Source organism: Agreia bicolorata, from assembly GCF_000938265.1.
GTDB classification, from domain to species: Bacteria; Actinomycetota; Actinomycetes; order Actinomycetales; family Microbacteriaceae; genus Agreia; species Agreia bicolorata.
The window spans coordinates 655501-671333 of sequence record NZ_JYFC01000001.1; the positions used below are offsets into that span (position 1 = coordinate 655501).

The window sequence follows — 15833 nt, forward strand, 5'->3', positions numbered from 1 at the left end:
GCACTGTCAATCAGAGACGGGCTCGATCACGCCGACGGGTTCACGTTTCTCGGCCTGGAACCGATCCTCGGTGCGCCCGAACGCCCAGTAGCCCGAGAGCGACAGCTGCGTGCGCGTGACTCCGCGATGCTTGAACACGTCGCGCAACTGCTTCATGGCGCCGCGCTCTCCGTGGGCGAATACGTGAACGCGCCCCGGGAGCCAGGAATATTGCGCCACGGCATCGGCCAGAAGCGTCGTCTCCCCCGCCGCGCGGTCGCCGCGCAGGAGCCAGCGAACCTCGACGCCCGCGGGCGCCCGAAGGTCGAGCACATCGGCGTCGGCGTAGGTCTCGATGAACGCGACGCCCCGCGCGGTGGCGGGAAGGGCATCCAGAGCCGACGCGATCGCGGGAAGCGCCGACTCGTCGCCGGCGAGCAGATGCCAGTCGGCGGTGGGATCGGGCGCGTAGCCCCCGCCGGGGCCGGAGACGCTGGCGACATCGCCCGGCTTCGCGGCGGCAGCCCAAGGCCCCGCGAGACCCTCGTCTCCGTGCACCACGAAGTCGATCGAGATCGTCTTGTCTGCCGAGTTCACCTCGCGCACGGTGTAGGTGCGGGTGACCTGGTGTCCGTCGATATCGGTGAACAGCATCTTCACGTACTTGTCGGTCTTGTCGTTGCTCTCGAACTCGTCGAAACCGGCTCCCCCGAGAACGATCCGCACGAGGTGTGGCGACAGCCTCTCGGTGCGGACGACGGAGAGCATGATTTGGACGCGCGGCTTGCGGGCACCGGCGGCGGGAGCAGTGGTGGACATAGAACGACCTAACCTAGAAAAGAACTTAGGTAAGCCTAACAACGAGAGAAGGAGGCGCGCCCCCTTCGACAGGCTCAGGGAACGATATCCGTTCCCTGAGCCCGACTGTCTAGCGCTCGATCTTGTCGAGGTGCAGCATCTTCGCGAGGTTCTTGTCGAGCTCCTCATCGGTGAAGACCTTCTTCCAGTCCTCCTTGATGATGGCGCCGCGACCGTAGTCCATGGCGATGAGGCAGGCGTCGCTGAACGGGTTGTCGCCCTTGAGCGTGTTCGCCAGGGCGACCTGCGTGTGGCCGAGCAGGATGGCGCGGGCCGCGGGCTCGGGGACGCCCATCGTGTTCACGGCCTCGTCGAGCGACTCCTTAAGCAGCGCACCGATCATGCAGGCGATGGTCTCGACCAGGGTGGGCTCGAGCTGGGCGAGCTGCTTGACCGTTGTCCAGTGCACGTCGCCGACCGGCGCGAAAATCGCGCGCACGACCTGCTCGACCTGGGCCTTCTTCGACTCGTCGTCGCTCTCGATCGCGGCGATCGCATCCTGCAGCGCGGCGATTCCGCCGAAGGTGTCGGCGTACTCCTCGGGCGTGTGGCGCTCGACGAAGATCGACGGGTGGCACGGGTGCGTCACGGCTTCGATCACGTCGTCGCGACGGGTGAGCAGACCCGCGTAGGCGGCAGCGGGGTCGAGGGTGAGCACTACGGCGCCGCTCTTCATCTGTGGAACCACGTCGGCCGACACGGCCTTCAGTGCAAGGTCGGGAACAGCGAGCACCACGACATCGGCGTCCTTGACAGCCGTCGGGGTGTCGGTGAGCACGCGGCCGGTCGCCGTGACGCGCTCCTGTCCTGCGGGCGAGACCTCGCTGTAGTACACGGTGTAGTCGGTCTTGACGAGGTTGTTGGACACGCGCATGCCCATCTTGCCGCCCGCGCCGATGACGGCGATGGTGAGGTTGTCAGTAGACATTCTTGCTCCTTAGATATGCGAGGTTGTGGTCGTTCCAGTCGTTCTCCAGCTGCACTGTCTGGTCGATCGTGTCGTGCAGGGGAAGCCAGTGTTCGATCACCTGGTTGATGCCGCGCTCGTTCGGGCGCACGGTCTCGAGCAGGTAGTCGTAGTCGAGGAGGCCCGTGCCGAGCGGGGCGCCCTCCAGAGTGAAGCCCACCCAGCCGCCGCGCCGGGTGAAGGCGAAGTCCTTCACATGGATGTTCTTGACGTAGGGCGCCGTGCGGGCGATCACGTCTCGCGGGTTCTCGAGCGCGGCCACGCTGTTCGCCGGGTCGAGGCATATGCCCAGCCGGGAATGCGCGACCTGCTCGACGAGCGAGACCAGGTCGGTCGACGAGACCTGCTCGTAGGTCTCGAGGGCCAGGTCGACCCCGGCATCGCCGTAGGCGTCGAGAACCTGCCGCAGCTGCGCTTCGGCCTCGACGAGAGTGGGTCGCGACGTGGGCGAGAAGAGCATGCTGCGCACCACGGATGCGTCGAGCCGGGTCGCGAGGTCGAGATACGTCTCGAGGTGGTCGGGAGTCACGCCCTTCGTGCCGAGCTCGAGGGTGATCCCGAGCTCGCGGGCGAGGTCGGCAAGGCGTGAGACCTCGTCGCGACTCAGGTCTTCGATCGGTGCGTAGTCGCAGAACTGGAACAGCTCGACGTCCAGCTCCGCCGAGCGGCGGAGCATGTCGAAGGCGTCGAGCCGACGCGGCGCGAGTTCCGAGTGCTGCCAGAAGAAGGCGTACGAGCCGAGGCCGATCACGCTCGGGCCGCCGCTTCGTCGAGAACGCGACCCAACGCATCCGTGTCGTGGGCGAATCGGCCGAGGAAGATGCCGTCGACCTCGCCGCCGAGCTCGGCCAGCAGGCCGGGGCCGGCGCTGCCGCCGTAGATCACGGCGCTGTTCGGGCGATCCGCGACGGCGGCGTGCAGCCGCGCACAGACGGACCGCACGTAGGCGGGCGCCGCGGGCTCAGCAGCACCGATCGCCCAGACGGGTTCGTAGGCGACGATGACGCGGCCCGCGGGTGCGCCGTCGAGCGCCGAGTCGAGCTGGCGCAGACACTCCGTGGCGGCATCCTCGGGAGTCGAGCGCGTCTTCTCGCCCACGCACAGCACGGGGGCGAGACCGTTGCGGAGAGCAGCGGAGGTCTTCTTCGCCACGATCTCGTCGGTCTCACCGAACAGGGCGCGGCGCTCTGCGTGACCCACCTCGACGACGCGGGCGCCGACCTCGGCGAGCTCGACGCCGCTGACCTCGCCGGTGAACGCTCCCGCATCCTCCGTCGCCAGGTCCTGCGCGCCGACGAGCACGGGTGTGCCCTCGAGAACACCGACGCTCGCAGCGAGCGACACGAAGCCCGGAATGACGAAGACCTCGACCGAGCCGTCCTGCACAGCCGGATGGCGGCGCGCAAGTTCACCGACCTTCGAGATCCAGTCGAGAGTCTGCGCGTGCCCGAAGTACATCTTCAGGCTCACGCCGACGAGGGTGGGGGAGGTCATCAGCAGGAGCCCGTGGCCTCGTACTCCGAGAGCACGGCGACCTTCTCGGCGCTCGCGCTGGAGTCGTCGAAGCGGTAGGTCAGCCACTCGCGGACGAGGCGGCGGGCGAGCTCGATTCCGATGACGCGCTGGCCCATGGTGAGCACCTGGGCGTTGTTCGAGAGGATCAGTCGCTCGACCGAGAAGCTGTCATGGGCGACGGATGCGCGGATTCCCGCGACCTTGCCGGCGGCCATTGCGACACCGATTCCCGTGCCGCAGAAGAGCAGCGCACGGTCGGCCTCGCCGGCCGCGACGAGCTCGCCGGCCGCGACACCGATCTTGGGATAGGCGGTGTGGCCGTGGGCGTCGACGCCGATGTCGGTGACGCTCTCGACGAGGTCACTCGCCTCGAGATCCTTCTTCAGGATCTCCTTGTAGTCGAATCCCGCGTCATCGCAGCCGATGACGATGCGAAGCTTGTCAGTCATTTCTCTCCTTCAATGGTGCCGGCCAGGACGGCGGCGATGGATTGCACGATGAGGCCGAACGAGTAGGCGCCGGCGTCTACAGTGCCGAGGCTCTTCTCCGCGTGCGGACGCGCGCGGCCCATACGAGGAAGCAGATCGGCCGTTGCCGCCGCGGCTGCCGTCGCCGCGTCGGCCGCGCTCTTCCACGCATCCGCCAAGGCGGCTCCCCCGCCGATCTCTCGGGCGAGAGTGTCGCGGAAGGGCACGAGAGCGTCGACCATCGTCTTGTCACCCACCTCGGCCTTGCCGAACGACATGATGCCGTCGACCGCGGCCGTGACTCCGACGCACACCGACTCGGCCGCCGGTCTGCCCTCGTCACCCAGCGCGTCGCCGACCGCCGACAGGGCGACGCCCCAGAGCGCTCCCGACGTGCCGCCGGCCTTGTTGGCCCAGGCGTTCGCCGACAGCTCGAGCAGGGTATGGGCCCCGGCTCCCAGGGCGAGCGCCTCGGATGCCGCGGCCGATGCGGCCCGCGCGCCCCGCTGCATCCCGATGCCGTGATCGCCGTCGCCGGCCACCGCATCAATGCGGCCCAGCTCGTCGACGTTCTCGTCGACGACCCTCGCGATCGCCTCGATCGCTCGGGCAACGACTGCGGCAGTCTCTTTCGACGCATCGTCGGCCTCGGGGATCACGAGCGCCTCGGCTGCTTCAACCTCGCTCGGGTCGAGCTGCTGCACGGAACCGACTGAACCCTTGCGGTAGGCGGGAGTGTCTGCCGGGGCGCGCCAGAAGCGTTCGAGTTCGTCGTCGAGCCAGAACAGCGTGAGCGAGGCACCCGCCATGTCGAAGCTGGTGACGAGCTCACCCACTTCGGGGTCGACGATCTCGAGGCCGGCGTTCTGAAGCAGAGCGGCGATGCTGCGGTAGACGACGAACAGCTCCTCGTACTTCACCGACCCGAGACCGTTGAGGATCACGCCCACCCGCTGGCCCTCGGGCGAGAGGATGCCGTCGGGCAGCTCGGCGAGAAGCGAATCGACAAAAAGGCGTGCGAGTTCGTCGGCCGTGGGTACGTCGGTCTCGTCGATGCCCGGCTCGCCATGGATGCCCATTCCCACGGCCATACGACCTTGGGGAACCGTGAAGAGGGGCGCGTCAGCACCCGGCAGTGTGCAGCCGGAGAAGGCCACGCCGACGGAGCGAGTACGCTCGTTCGCCAGCTCGGCGACGCGCACGACCTCGTCGAGCGGGTATCCCTCCTCTGCGGCCGCAGCGGCCGCCTTGAACACGGTGAAGTCGCCGGCGATGCCGCGTCGTTTGTGCTTCTCGGCGATGGGAGCCGATGAAATGTCGTCGGTCACGACCACGGTGCGTGTCGGAATGCCCGCCGCGTTCAGTTTCTGCTCGGCCTGGGTGAAGTGCAGCACGTCTCCGGCGTAGTTGCCGTAGCTGAGCAGCACCCCTCCCCCGCGATTCGCGGCGGTTGCGACCGACTCGACCTGCTGGGCCGAGGGCGACGCGAACAGATTGCCCATGGCCGCGCCGTGGGCAAGCCCTTGCCCGACGATGCCACCGAACGCCGGGTAGTGGCCCGAGCCGCCTCCGATGACGAGGGCGACGGTGCCGTTTGGAGTGCGCGTGCTGCGCACCACGCCGCCAGCGACTCGACGAACCTGATTGGAGTTGGCAGCGACGAAGCCGTCGATCATTTCATCGGCGAATTCGGTCGGATCGTTGAAGAGGCGAGTCATCTGAGAGCTCCTGGGATTCTGTACATCGACATGATCAGTGGACGATTGCCGGGGCCTTCGCGTCGGGATTGAAGGAGCCGTCCTTCTTTCCCCGATGCGAGAGCACGACCATCAGCACCGCCGAGAGCAGCAAGAAGAAGCCCACGATCGCCATCGGCACGAAGTACTGCGGCTCTCCCGCTGAGTCCTTAGTGAGGTCTGCGACGGCGCCCGTGATGTAGGGGGCGCCGAAACCGGCCAGGTTTCCAACTGTGTTGATCAGCGCGACGCCTGCCGCGGCGGCGACGCCGGTGAGGAACTGGGTGGGAAGGGTCCAGAAGTTCGGCAGCACGGCGAAGATTGCCATGGCGGTGATCGCGATGACGGCGATTGTGGCCACAGGCGATCCGGCGAACAGGGCCAGGGGAATCGTGAGAGCGCCGATGACAGCGGGGCCTGCGATGTGCCAGGTCTTGAGTCCGCGCTTCGAGACGTCCTTGGTCCACAGCCACAGCGCGATTGCAGCCGGAATGTAAGGAACGGCCGTGATGAGGCCCTTCTCGAACACGTTGTACTCGGTGCCGTAGAGCTCCTGGAAACCGTTGATGATCGTCGGCAGGAAGAAGGCCAGCGTGTAGAGGCCGTAGATGAAGCCGAAGTAGATGAACGCGAGAATCCAGACGCGACCGCTGGTGAAGGCCTGCATAAAACCACCGCGCTGCTTGCCGGCGGTGACGGCCTGTAGCGACTCGGTCTTGGTCTTCTCTGCCGCGAGCTCCTCGGTGAGCCAGACCTGCTCCTCCTTGGTGAGCCACTTGGCATCGCTGGGCTTGTCCTTGAGATAGAACCAGGCCACGACACCGATGATGATCGCCGGAGCGCCGACGCCGAGGAACATGACCCGCCAGCCCTCGAGGCCGAAGAGTCCGTGCGCGCCGATGAGCAGGCCGGCCAGGGGTGCGCCGATCACGGTCGTGAGGGGCTGCGCCAGGTAGAAGAGGGCGAGGATCTTGCCGCGGTGTCGCGCGGGCACCCACAGGCTGAGAAAGAGGATGGCTCCGGGGAAGAATCCGGCCTCGGCCACACCGAGAACGAAGCGCAGGATGGCGAGCTGCTCGAAGTTGCCGACCCAGGTGAAGAGAACCGCGACGATTCCCCAGGTGACCATGATGCGCGACAGCCAGCGGCGTGCACCGAAGCGGGCCAGCGCCAGGTTCGACGGAACCTCGAGCAGGATGTAGCCGATGAAGAAGACGCCCGAAGCGAATCCAACCTGGGTGACTGTGAGAGCCAGGTCGTCGTTCATGCCGTTCGGCGCGGCGAAGCCGATGGCCGATCGGTCGAGGTAGTTGATGAAGAACATAAAGGCCACGAACGGCACGAGCCGCCACGCAACCTTCTTGATCGTTGATTTCTCGATGGCTGAGACAGGTGTCTCCGCGCGGGTGCTGGTCATTGATAACTCCTTTGTCAAGTCAATTTCGGTTGCTCTGCTCGGTAGACGAAACATGGTTCCTTGCAACCGGTTGACCAATTTGACAACCATATCGCCCCCTCGGAGCTACGCGCAAGCGGCAGTCCGAGCATCGTTTGCGCACGCTTCGCCGGGTGTTTGCCGGGAATTCCGCCGGAGCCGCCCGCATCCGTTGCACGGAGTGCGTCGTTGCACGTAGTGTAACGACCGTGACTGCCGAGCCCGTTGTGATGGATCGTCGCGCCGAGCTGAAAGCGCGGCACCGCGAGGCCATTCTCGACGCTGCGGACTCGCTGATTCTCGAGAGAGGCAAGGCCCGATTCAGCGTCGACGAGCTCGCCGAACGCGCCGACATAGCCCGCCGCACCGTCTTCAATCACTTCTCTTCGCTCGACGACGTGATCATGACCAGCTGCACGCGCACCCTCAACCGCGCAGTCGACGAATTTCTCGCCGTCACGAGCGTCACCCCATCGAGCCACGGCACCAGCGCGGCGCTCTTCGCCGAGATCACCACGGCGGTCAAGGCTATGGATCTGCCCAGTCTGATCTCGTACTTCTTCGGCCTTCTCGACGGCGATGACGCCCGTGCAGAGAATGCCGACGGCGTGTTCATGCGGTCGACCGAAGCTCTTACAGTCGAACTCGCCCGGCGAAGCGGTGTCGATGAGTTCGAGGTCGCGATCCTGGTGAGCACGCTGATGAACGGCATCGCGGCGATCGCTCGGCACTGGATGGTCCAGGCGGACGGCATCCTCGACGCAGATTCGAGGAGCCTCTGGGACAGCCTGCTCGACCGCTTCGTCCGAATCGTCCGCGACGGATACTCCACCTCGAGCTGAGTCCCGCTCCCTCTTTCCCCCTCTCTCTTCCCAACGATGCGATGCGAGACTCCTCCCCCGTCACCCGCTCATTTCAGAAAGAAGCTGAGGAACATGGCATCCCTTCTCTACCGACTCGGTCGGTTCTCCGCCCGACGAGCCTGGCTCGTCATCGTTGCATGGGTGGTGATCCTCGGACTCGCGGGCGGCGCCTTCGCGCTCTTCGGAGGCACCCTCACCTCAGCCGTGAGCATTCCGGGCACGGCCACGCAGAAGGTCAGCGACGAACTCGCAGAGAAGTTCCCCGCTGCCAGCGGTGGGCGTGGCACGGTGGTCTTCACCACCACCGATGATTCGGCGTTCACCGACGCTCAGAAGACCGCCATCGGCACGCTTCTGAACGACGCGACAAAGCTCGACGATGTGAAGGCGACGACGAACCCCTTCGACACCCAGGCGAAGATCGACAGCTCCGCCCAGCAGGTCATCGATGGGCGGCAGAAGATCGCCGACGCCACCGCGCAGCTCGAGCTGGGACAACAGCAGCTCGATGCGGCCAAGGCGCAGGCGGCGACAGGACAGCAGCAACTCGACGCCGCCAAGGCGCAGGCTGAGGCCGCAGGCCAGCTCGACGCCGCCCAGGCGCAGCTCGACGCGCAACAGGCTCAGATCGATGCCGGCAACGCCCAGATCGCGTCCCAGCAGGCGACGCTCGACTCGAACCGAGCCGAGCTCGAGAAGCAGACCAAGACGCTCGAAGACGGCTCGCAGCTTCTCGACCTGTCCGCCAATATTCGGCAGGTCTCATCAGACGGCACCACCGCCGTAGGCACCGTGCAGTTCGACAAGTCACTCAACCTCGTTCCAGCCGAAGCGAAAGAGGCCGTCGTCGCGGCCATGAACGATGCGAAGATCGACGGCGTTTCAGTCGAGGTATCGAACGACATCGCGGCAACCATCCCCGAGGTTCTCGGCCCGGGTGAGATCGCCGGTGTCATCTTCGCCGCCATCGTGCTGTTTGTGATGCTGGGAACCCTGATCGGTGCGAGCCTTCCGTTGATCAACGCGATCATCGGAGTGGGCGTGGGTGTGCTCGTATCGCTCGCCCTGTCGGGCACCGTCACGATGCTCTCCATCACGCCCGTGCTGGGTGTGATGCTCGGGCTCGCTGTCGGAATCGACTATTCGCTATTCATCCTCAACCGACACCGAACCCAACTGCGCTCGGGCCTCGAGCTGCAGGAATCCATCGGCCTGGCCAACGGAACCTCCGGCAACGCCGTGGTCTTTGCAGGCTCGACCGTGCTAATCGCGCTGCTCGCGCTCAACCTCACAGGGATCCCCTTCCTGGGACTCATGGGAACCGTGGGTGCGGTCTGTGTGTTCGTCGCCATCCTGATCGCGATCACCCTGACCCCGGCCTTCCTTCGGCTGGCCGGCATGCGCATCCTCAACAAGAAGGCCCGAGCCAAGGTCGGTCACGCCGATCACCAGGCTCGGGTTCCGAACAAGCCGATGAACACCCTGCGTGCCGTGGTCACCGTGGTGGCCGGAATCGCCGTGCTGCTCGTTGTGGCACTGCCCGCGCTCTCGATGCGACTCGGCCTGCCGGCCGGCTCCTCCGAACCGGTCGACTCGAGCGCCTACAAGGCGTACAAGCTGGTAGACGACAAGTTCGGTGCCGGCGTCAATGGCCCGCTGATCGTCGTTGCCGACCTCGACAAGGCGATCACAGACGATGAGCTTGTGAGCGAGCAGGCACGCATCGGCACCCTGCTGAAGGCCGAGAACGATGTCGTCGCCGTGGCCCCGATCGGTGCCAGCGACGACGACATGCTGCTGGCCTTCCAGGTCGTTCCCAAGGAGGGCCCCACCAGCGAGTCGACCGAGCAGCTGGTGCGCGACCTTCGAGGCCTCACCATCGACGGTGTGGCAGAGCTCGGCGTCGCCGGCAACGCCTCGGGCAACATCGACGTGAGCGAGAAACTCGCCGATGCCCTACCGCTCTACCTGACGGTCGTTGTGGGACTCTCCCTGATCATCCTGATCCTCGTGTTCAGGTCGATTCTTGTGCCGATCACCGCGACGGCCGGCTTCGTGTTGTCTCTGTTCGCGGCATTCGGCGGCATCACGGCTGTCTTCCAGTGGGGCTGGCTGGGAGCCGTCTTCGGGGTGCACGATCCGGGCCCCATTCTGAGCTTCCTTCCGATCCTTGTGGTCGGGGTGCTGTTCGGGCTGGCGATGGACTACCAGCTGTTCCTGGTGAGCGGCATGCGCGAGTCGTATGCGCACGGCGCTCCGGCCCGACTGGCGGTTCAGCGTGGAGTTCACGCCGGACGCACGGTGGTCATAGCCGCCGCACTCATCATGATCAGTGTGTTCGGAGGCTTCGTCTTCTCCAACTCAGTCATGATCCAGTCGATCGGCCTCGGCCTCGCCCTCGGTGTGCTGGTCGACGCGTTCGTGGTGCGACTGCTGATCATTCCTGCGGTGATGCACCTGCTCGGCAAGGCGGCCTGGTGGCTGCCGAAGTGGCTCGACCGCATCCTGCCCGATGTCGACGTCGAGGGTGCATCTCTTCAGCGCAAACACCCGGTCCAAGCTCACGGAGCCGCTGCTCCGGAGCACGCTGAGGCGGCCACCGCCTAGCACCCCCACGAGAAAGCCCCGCCACCCGCCCTTATGGGCAGGGTGGCGGGGCTTTCTCGTGGGCACGGTAGACCCTTCCATCAAACCTGGCGCTTGACACATTGCTAACCTGAGCGTGTGCCCGCCTTTCCCGATCGACCCGCCACCGACGAGATCAGTGCGGCCCTGAGTTCTGTCGCCAGCGGCACCGCCGTCTCGGCGGTCGCCAAGCGTCTGCTCGATCTGTTCATGGGCGGAGACATCGCGCCCGGCACGCGGCTCCCGCCCGAACGACAGCTTGCCGCGGCCCTCGGAATCGGTCGATCGGCCGTGCGCGAGGCACTCGCGGCGCTCGAGATCCTGGGCATCGTCGATGTGCGGCCCGGCAGCGGCACGTATCTTCGCGGCTCCGTCTCGGAGCTGCTTCCCGAGACACTCAGCTGGGGACTCATGCTCGGCGAGCCGCGCACGCGCGAATTGATCGAGGTGCGCGGCGCACTCGAGGTCTTCGCCACAGAGCTCGCGGCACGCCGTATGCCCGACGAGGCGTTGACACGACTCGGTCAGCACCTCGCCGCGATGAAAGAAGCCGGCGACAATCACACGCGCTTCATCGAGGCAGACCTCAAGTTCCACCTCGAGATCGCGCGAGGCGTCGACAATTCGGTGCTCGTCACTCTGCTGCAGAGCATCCGTTCGCTTCTGCGCATCTGGGTCGAGCGAGGACTGCACGATTCGGGCGACGCCGACCAGGCCTACGACGAGCACGTCGCCGTGCATGAAGCGCTGCTCTCGCGCGACCCCGAGGCCGCGGCCTCGGCCATGCGCGCGCATATGGTGACGGCGACCGAGCGTCTGCTTCGAACTCTGCCGGCCGCCTGATGGCACGAACGACCTGGCGCTCGATTCTCAAGGTGTTTCCGACCATCATCCTGGTCGTCGATATCATCATCCGCATCGGCGCCGTCGTCACAGTTCCTCGCAACCGACGCCCCAGTTCGGCCATGGCCTGGCTTCTCGCCATCTTCATCTCGCCCATCCCCGGCAGCCTCCTCTACCTTCTGCTCGGAAGCTCACGGCTGCCGAAAGACCGACGCGACAAACAGCGCGAAGTCAACGCGTTCATCCTCGACGCGGCGGAGCCCCTCGGCGGCGCCACGACGACAATCGCCGATCCCCCGTGGTTCGGTTCCGTCGTGCATCTCAACCGCACCCTGGGGGCGATGCCCCTCATCGCGGGCAACACGGCCACCTTGCTGCCCGACTACGAGGCGTCGATCCAAGCGATGACCGACGCCGTCGCATCCGCAACCCAGTACGTGCACGTCGAGTTCTACATTCTGGGACGCGATGACACGACCGGTGGGTTTTTCGACGCCCTGAAGTCTGCTCACGAGCGCGGCGTCACCGTGCGCGTGCTCTACGACCACTGGGCGACCATGCGCAACCCGCGGGGACGCTCCACACGCGCCTGGCTTCGCGAGAACGGTATCTCGTTCGAGGAGATGCTGCCGTTCCGGCCCTGGCAGGGAAACTGGCGTCGGCCAGACCTGCGCAATCACCGCAAGATCGTGGTCGTCGACGGCCACATCGCGTTCACGGGCTCGCAGAACATGATCGACGCCAGCTACAACAAGCGCGGCAACATCCGCCGCGGTCTCAAGTGGAAAGACCTGATGGTGCGGCTCGAGGGCCCGGCCGCCCTCGGTCTGGATGCGCTGTTCGTGACCGACTGGTACAGCGAGACGGGCGACATCGTCGAGGCCGACGACTCACGAGCCACGCCGGTGACGTCGCCCGACAGCATCGAATGCCAGGTCGTTCCGAGCGGACCGGGATTCGACGGCGAGAACAACCTGCGCCTCTTCAATGCCCTCGTCTATGGCGCGCAGGAGCGCCTGATCATCGCGAGCCCCTACTTCGTGCCCGACGATTCGATGCTCTACGCCATCACCACCGCCGCCGAACGCGGCGTCGACGTGCAACTCTTCGCCTGCGCCGTGGCAGACCAGTACGTGGTCTACCACGCCCAGCGCTCGTACTACGAGACGCTGCTGCGCTCCGGCGTGCGCATCTTCCTCTACCAGGAGCCGACCGTGCTGCACTCGAAGCACTTCACTGTTGACGACGACGTGGCCGTGGTGGGCTCGAGCAACATGGATATGCGCTCGTTCAGTCTGAACTTCGAAGTCTCGCTGATGGTGCGCAGCGCCGCGTTCGTCGAACAGCTGCGCGACATTGAAGACGGCTACCGCGAGAAGTCGCGCGAGATCACGCTTGAGCAGTGGATCGCGCGCCCAGCCGTGGCCCAGGCTCTCGATACGGTCGCCCGCCTCACAGCGGCCGTGCAGTAGGGCGCCGAATCAGTTCAGCGGGCCGAGCCGCGACTCGGCCGCGTCGCGTACCGCTCCGCGTCGAACGAGGGATGCGACGGCCTCGATCTCGGGTGACAGAAAGCGGTCGGGCCCGGGCCCCTCGACCTCGCCGCGCACGAGGTCGACCACGGCGGCAGAGCCTGCACTGGGCTTGAGTGGCGCGCGTAGGTCGAGTGCTCGCGACGCCGTCATGACCTCGATGGCGACCACGCGGCTCAGCCCGTCGATCGCGGTTCGAAGCTTGCGTGCCCCCGCCCAGCCCATCGACACGTGATCCTCCTGCATCGCCGACGAGGGAATCGAATCGACCGACGACGGCACGGCGAGGCGCTTGAGTTCGGAGACGATGCCCGCTGCCGTGTACTGCGCGATCATAAGTCCGCTGTCGACTCCCGCGTCGTGGGCGAGGAACGCGGGGAGTCCGTGGCTTCTGGCCGGGTCGAGCATACGGTCGGTGCGGCGCTCCGACATGCTTGCCACGTCTGCGACGACGATGGCCAGAAAATCGAGCACGTAGGCCACGGGCGCCCCGTGGAAGTTGCCGTTCGACTCGACCCGCCCGTCCACGGTGACAACAGGGTTGTCGACGGCCGAGGCGAGTTCTCGGCCTGCCACGAGCTCGGCGTGGTCGACCGTGTCTCGAGCGGCGCCGTGCACCTGCGGCGAACAGCGCAACGAATAGGCATCCTGCACGACCGTGTGGGTGGACGGCCGATGACTCTCGACGATCGGCGACCCCGCGAGCATCGCGCGTAGATTCGACGCCGACAGAGCCTGGCCGTGCTGGGGACGCAGGGCCTGCAGATCGGCAGCGAACACGGCGTCGGTGCCGAGCAGAGCTTCGACACTCATCGCTACCGCGATATCGGCGCTCGTCAGCAGCATCCGCAGGTCGTGGATGGCGAGGCTCAGCTGGCCGAGCATTCCGTCAGTGCCGTTGATCAAAGCGAGGCCCTCCTTCTCGGCGAGCACAACGGGCTCGATCCTCTCAGCTTTAAGGGCGTCGGCGGCGGCCATCGCCACGCCGTTCGCGTCGCGCACCTCGCCCTCCCCCATCAACGCGAGGGCGCAGTGCGCGAGAGGCGCCAGGTCGCCCGAGCAGCCGAGCGAGCCGTACTCGCGCACGATCGGGGTGATGCCTGCGTTCAGCAGTGCGACGTAGCTCTCGACGGTCGCGAGACGAATTCCGGTGCGCCCCGTGAGCAGGGTCGAAATGCGCAGCAGCATCAGGCTGCGAATCACCTCGCGCTCGACCTCGGGGCCCGAGCCCGCCGCGTGGGATCTTACGAGGCTGCGCTGCAGCTGTGCGCGCTGCTCGCCGGCGATGAAAGTCGAGGCGAGCGCACCGAAGCCGGTCGAGATGCCGTAGTGCGGCGCGGTGTCCGCGGCCAGCGCGTCGATGATGGCGCGACTCGTTTCGACCGCCTCACGAGCCTGGTCGTCGATCTCCACGCGGGCGTCGTGTCGCGCGACGGCAACGACGTCGCCGATGGCGAGGGGCCCCGTACCCACGCACACAACGGTCGAGATCGGCTGTTCGGTCAGAGGCTGCGTGGTCATGAGGCAAGTCGACCGCAGACGACCGGATGTTCGAGGGCCGAATCGAGCGAAACTGTCTCGTATACGAGACAGTTGGGTATGACGATCGAGTCCGGAGTTCCCGCCGCTAGCGCGACATTACGCATTCTCAGCTACCTGTCCGCGCAGAGCCGACCCGTTCCTGCCGCCACTCTGGCCTCGAGCCTGTCGCTCCCCCGCTCATCGGTCTACAAGCTGCTGGGCGTGCTCGTGGATGCCGGATTCGTTCTGCACGTCGCCGAGACCCGGCGTTACGGCCTCGGAATCGCGGCATTCGAGCTGGGTTCGGGCTTCGCCAGACAGGAACCGTTGGCCCGACTGGGCCACCCGGTGCTGGCGCTTCTCGTCGACCGGATCGCCGAGAGCGCTCATCTCGCTGTGCCACACGGTCGCGACGTTCTCTACCTCATCGAAGAACGGGCTCCTCGCCGTCCGGCGCTCGTCAGCGACGTGGGCGTGCGGCTGCCGTCGCATCTCACGGCCAGCGGTATCGCCATGCTCGCCGCGATGCCCGCCGCCCAGGTGCGCGCCCTGTTTCCCGATGCGTCGGCATTCACTCAGCGTGGCGAGGAGACCGGACCGCGGACATATGGCCGCCTCCGTCGCATCCTCACCGAAACCCGCACCCGCGGCTTCGCGGTCGAAGACCAGACGATCACCCCCGGGCTCGCCTCGATCGCGGTCGCGGTCATCGACCACGCGGGATGGCCCGCGTCGGCGATCGCGGTGACGTTCGAGCGCGGCGCGCACGACGAGCAGAGCCGCGCCCGACTCGCGGAGGAGACCACGAGGCACGCACGCGAACTGTCACGGCGCATCGGAGGAGCGCCTCCGTCGGGGTGACGGCCGTCGCCGGGTCTACGACGAGGCGGTGCGCCGCATCCTGTCGAAGGTGTCGCGAAGCAGCGCGGCCAGAGGCTCGCTGTTCGGCGAGCTCAGCCAGCGGCCGATCGACACGCTGAAGACGGTGGCTGTGAGGTGCGCCGCGAGCATCGCGTCGACCGGATCGGTGCCGCGCTCTTCGAAGCCGCGTCGCAAGGAGTCGACCAGGGCGGCAGGCATGCGCAGCTGCCGTTCGCGCAGTCCGTCGTCGGACTGGATGATCTGATGGCGGGCGATGTAGTAGCTCTTCTCCCGCGAGAATTGTGCCGCCGCGACTGCGTCGAATCCGTCGGCGACGATCTGCATGGGGCCGAGCGATGCTGGAGCCTCGGCGATGATGCGCGCGGCCTGTTCCGGAACGGCGTGCTCCTCGGCGAAGAGGGCGTCGCGCTTGTCAGCGAAGTGCCGGAAGAAGGTGCGCGTCGACAGTCCCGCGCGTTCCGCGATCTGGGGGACGGTCGTGGCCGCGAATCCCTGCTCGACGAAGAGCTCGAACGCTGCGCGCTCGAGCCGCCCACGCGCATCCGGTTGCCATCGTGCCATCACCCCAGTGTAGTGATGGCAGGGCATGCCATCATGTGTATTCTGATGA

14 protein-coding genes are annotated in these 15833 nt (G+C 66.3%); 5 read left to right on the forward strand and 9 right to left on the reverse strand.

Annotated features, from left to right (window positions below):
• Window positions 1–6 precede the first annotated feature (6 nt).
• The 7 genes from TZ00_RS03060 to TZ00_RS03090 form a co-directional block, all read right to left on the reverse strand.
• On the reverse strand, window positions 7–798 hold the full coding sequence (locus TZ00_RS03060; RefSeq protein WP_044439091.1) for a siderophore-interacting protein: 792 nt from the start codon (window positions 796–798) through the stop codon (window positions 7–9).
• A gap of 109 nt (window positions 799–907) precedes the next feature.
• Entirely contained in the window at window positions 908–1765 is an 858-nt protein-coding gene (locus tag TZ00_RS03065; RefSeq protein WP_044439092.1) for a phosphogluconate dehydrogenase C-terminal domain-containing protein, read from the reverse strand.
• On the reverse strand, window positions 1755–2555 hold the full coding sequence (locus TZ00_RS03070) for a sugar phosphate isomerase/epimerase family protein (protein ID WP_044439094.1): 801 nt from the start codon (window positions 2553–2555) through the stop codon (window positions 1755–1757). Before TZ00_RS03070 ends, TZ00_RS03065 begins: the two co-directional genes overlap by 11 nt.
• Window positions 2552–3298 (reverse strand): triose-phosphate isomerase family protein, encoded by a 747-nt coding sequence (locus TZ00_RS03075; protein WP_044439095.1) that lies wholly within the window; start codon window positions 3296–3298, stop codon window positions 2552–2554. Before TZ00_RS03075 ends, TZ00_RS03070 begins: the two co-directional genes overlap by 4 nt.
• The gene (locus TZ00_RS03080) at window positions 3298–3768 is read right to left on the reverse strand and encodes a ribose-5-phosphate isomerase (protein WP_044439097.1); all 471 of its coding nucleotides are present in this window, start codon (window positions 3766–3768) and stop codon (window positions 3298–3300) included. The genes TZ00_RS03075 and TZ00_RS03080 overlap by 1 nt, the downstream gene beginning before the upstream one ends.
• A complete protein-coding gene (locus tag TZ00_RS03085; protein WP_044439099.1) occupies window positions 3765–5504 on the reverse strand; it encodes a dihydroxyacetone kinase family protein in 1740 nt (579 codons plus the stop codon). The genes TZ00_RS03080 and TZ00_RS03085 overlap by 4 nt, the downstream gene beginning before the upstream one ends.
• Before the next feature lie 34 nt (window positions 5505–5538).
• Window positions 5539–6939: an MFS transporter gene (locus tag TZ00_RS03090; RefSeq protein WP_044439101.1), complete on the reverse strand. Its 1401-nt coding sequence runs from the start codon at window positions 6937–6939 to the stop codon at window positions 5539–5541.
• A 227-nt stretch (window positions 6940–7166) separates the two neighbouring features.
• Between TZ00_RS03090 and TZ00_RS03095 the strand changes: the two genes are divergently transcribed.
• From TZ00_RS03095 to cls, 4 genes are all read left to right on the forward strand, one after another.
• Complete coding sequence (locus tag TZ00_RS03095; protein WP_139368811.1) at window positions 7167–7799, forward strand: TetR/AcrR family transcriptional regulator; 633 nt, start codon at window positions 7167–7169, stop codon at window positions 7797–7799.
• Window positions 7800–7892: 93 nt separating this feature from the next.
• Window positions 7893–10427, forward strand: a complete 2535-nt coding sequence (locus TZ00_RS03100; protein ID WP_044439103.1) for an MMPL family transporter — start codon at window positions 7893–7895, stop codon at window positions 10425–10427.
• Between the two features lie 117 nt (window positions 10428–10544).
• Window positions 10545–11288: a FadR/GntR family transcriptional regulator gene (locus tag TZ00_RS03105; RefSeq protein ID WP_044439104.1), complete on the forward strand. Its 744-nt coding sequence runs from the start codon at window positions 10545–10547 to the stop codon at window positions 11286–11288.
• Window positions 11288–12760 carry a cardiolipin synthase gene (cls, locus tag TZ00_RS03110; RefSeq protein ID WP_044439105.1) on the forward strand — a complete coding sequence of 491 codons (1473 nt, stop codon included), beginning with the start codon at window positions 11288–11290 and terminating at the stop codon, window positions 12758–12760. The genes TZ00_RS03105 and cls overlap by 1 nt, the downstream gene beginning before the upstream one ends.
• A 9-nt stretch (window positions 12761–12769) precedes the next feature.
• On the opposite strand, the gene hutH is transcribed toward cls, so the two are convergent.
• Window positions 12770–14341, reverse strand: a complete 1572-nt coding sequence (gene hutH / locus TZ00_RS03115) for a histidine ammonia-lyase (protein WP_044439106.1) — start codon at window positions 14339–14341, stop codon at window positions 12770–12772.
• 78 nt (window positions 14342–14419) lie between these two features.
• Between hutH and TZ00_RS03120 the strand changes: the two genes are divergently transcribed.
• A complete protein-coding gene (locus tag TZ00_RS03120) occupies window positions 14420–15202 on the forward strand; it encodes an IclR family transcriptional regulator (RefSeq protein ID WP_044439107.1) in 783 nt (260 codons plus the stop codon).
• Window positions 15203–15217: 15 nt separating this feature from the next.
• Here the strand turns inward: TZ00_RS03120 and TZ00_RS03125 are convergent, their stop codons facing one another.
• Complete coding sequence (locus TZ00_RS03125; protein ID WP_044439108.1) at window positions 15218–15784, reverse strand: TetR/AcrR family transcriptional regulator; 567 nt, start codon at window positions 15782–15784, stop codon at window positions 15218–15220.
• Window positions 15785–15833: the final 49 nt, after the last annotated feature.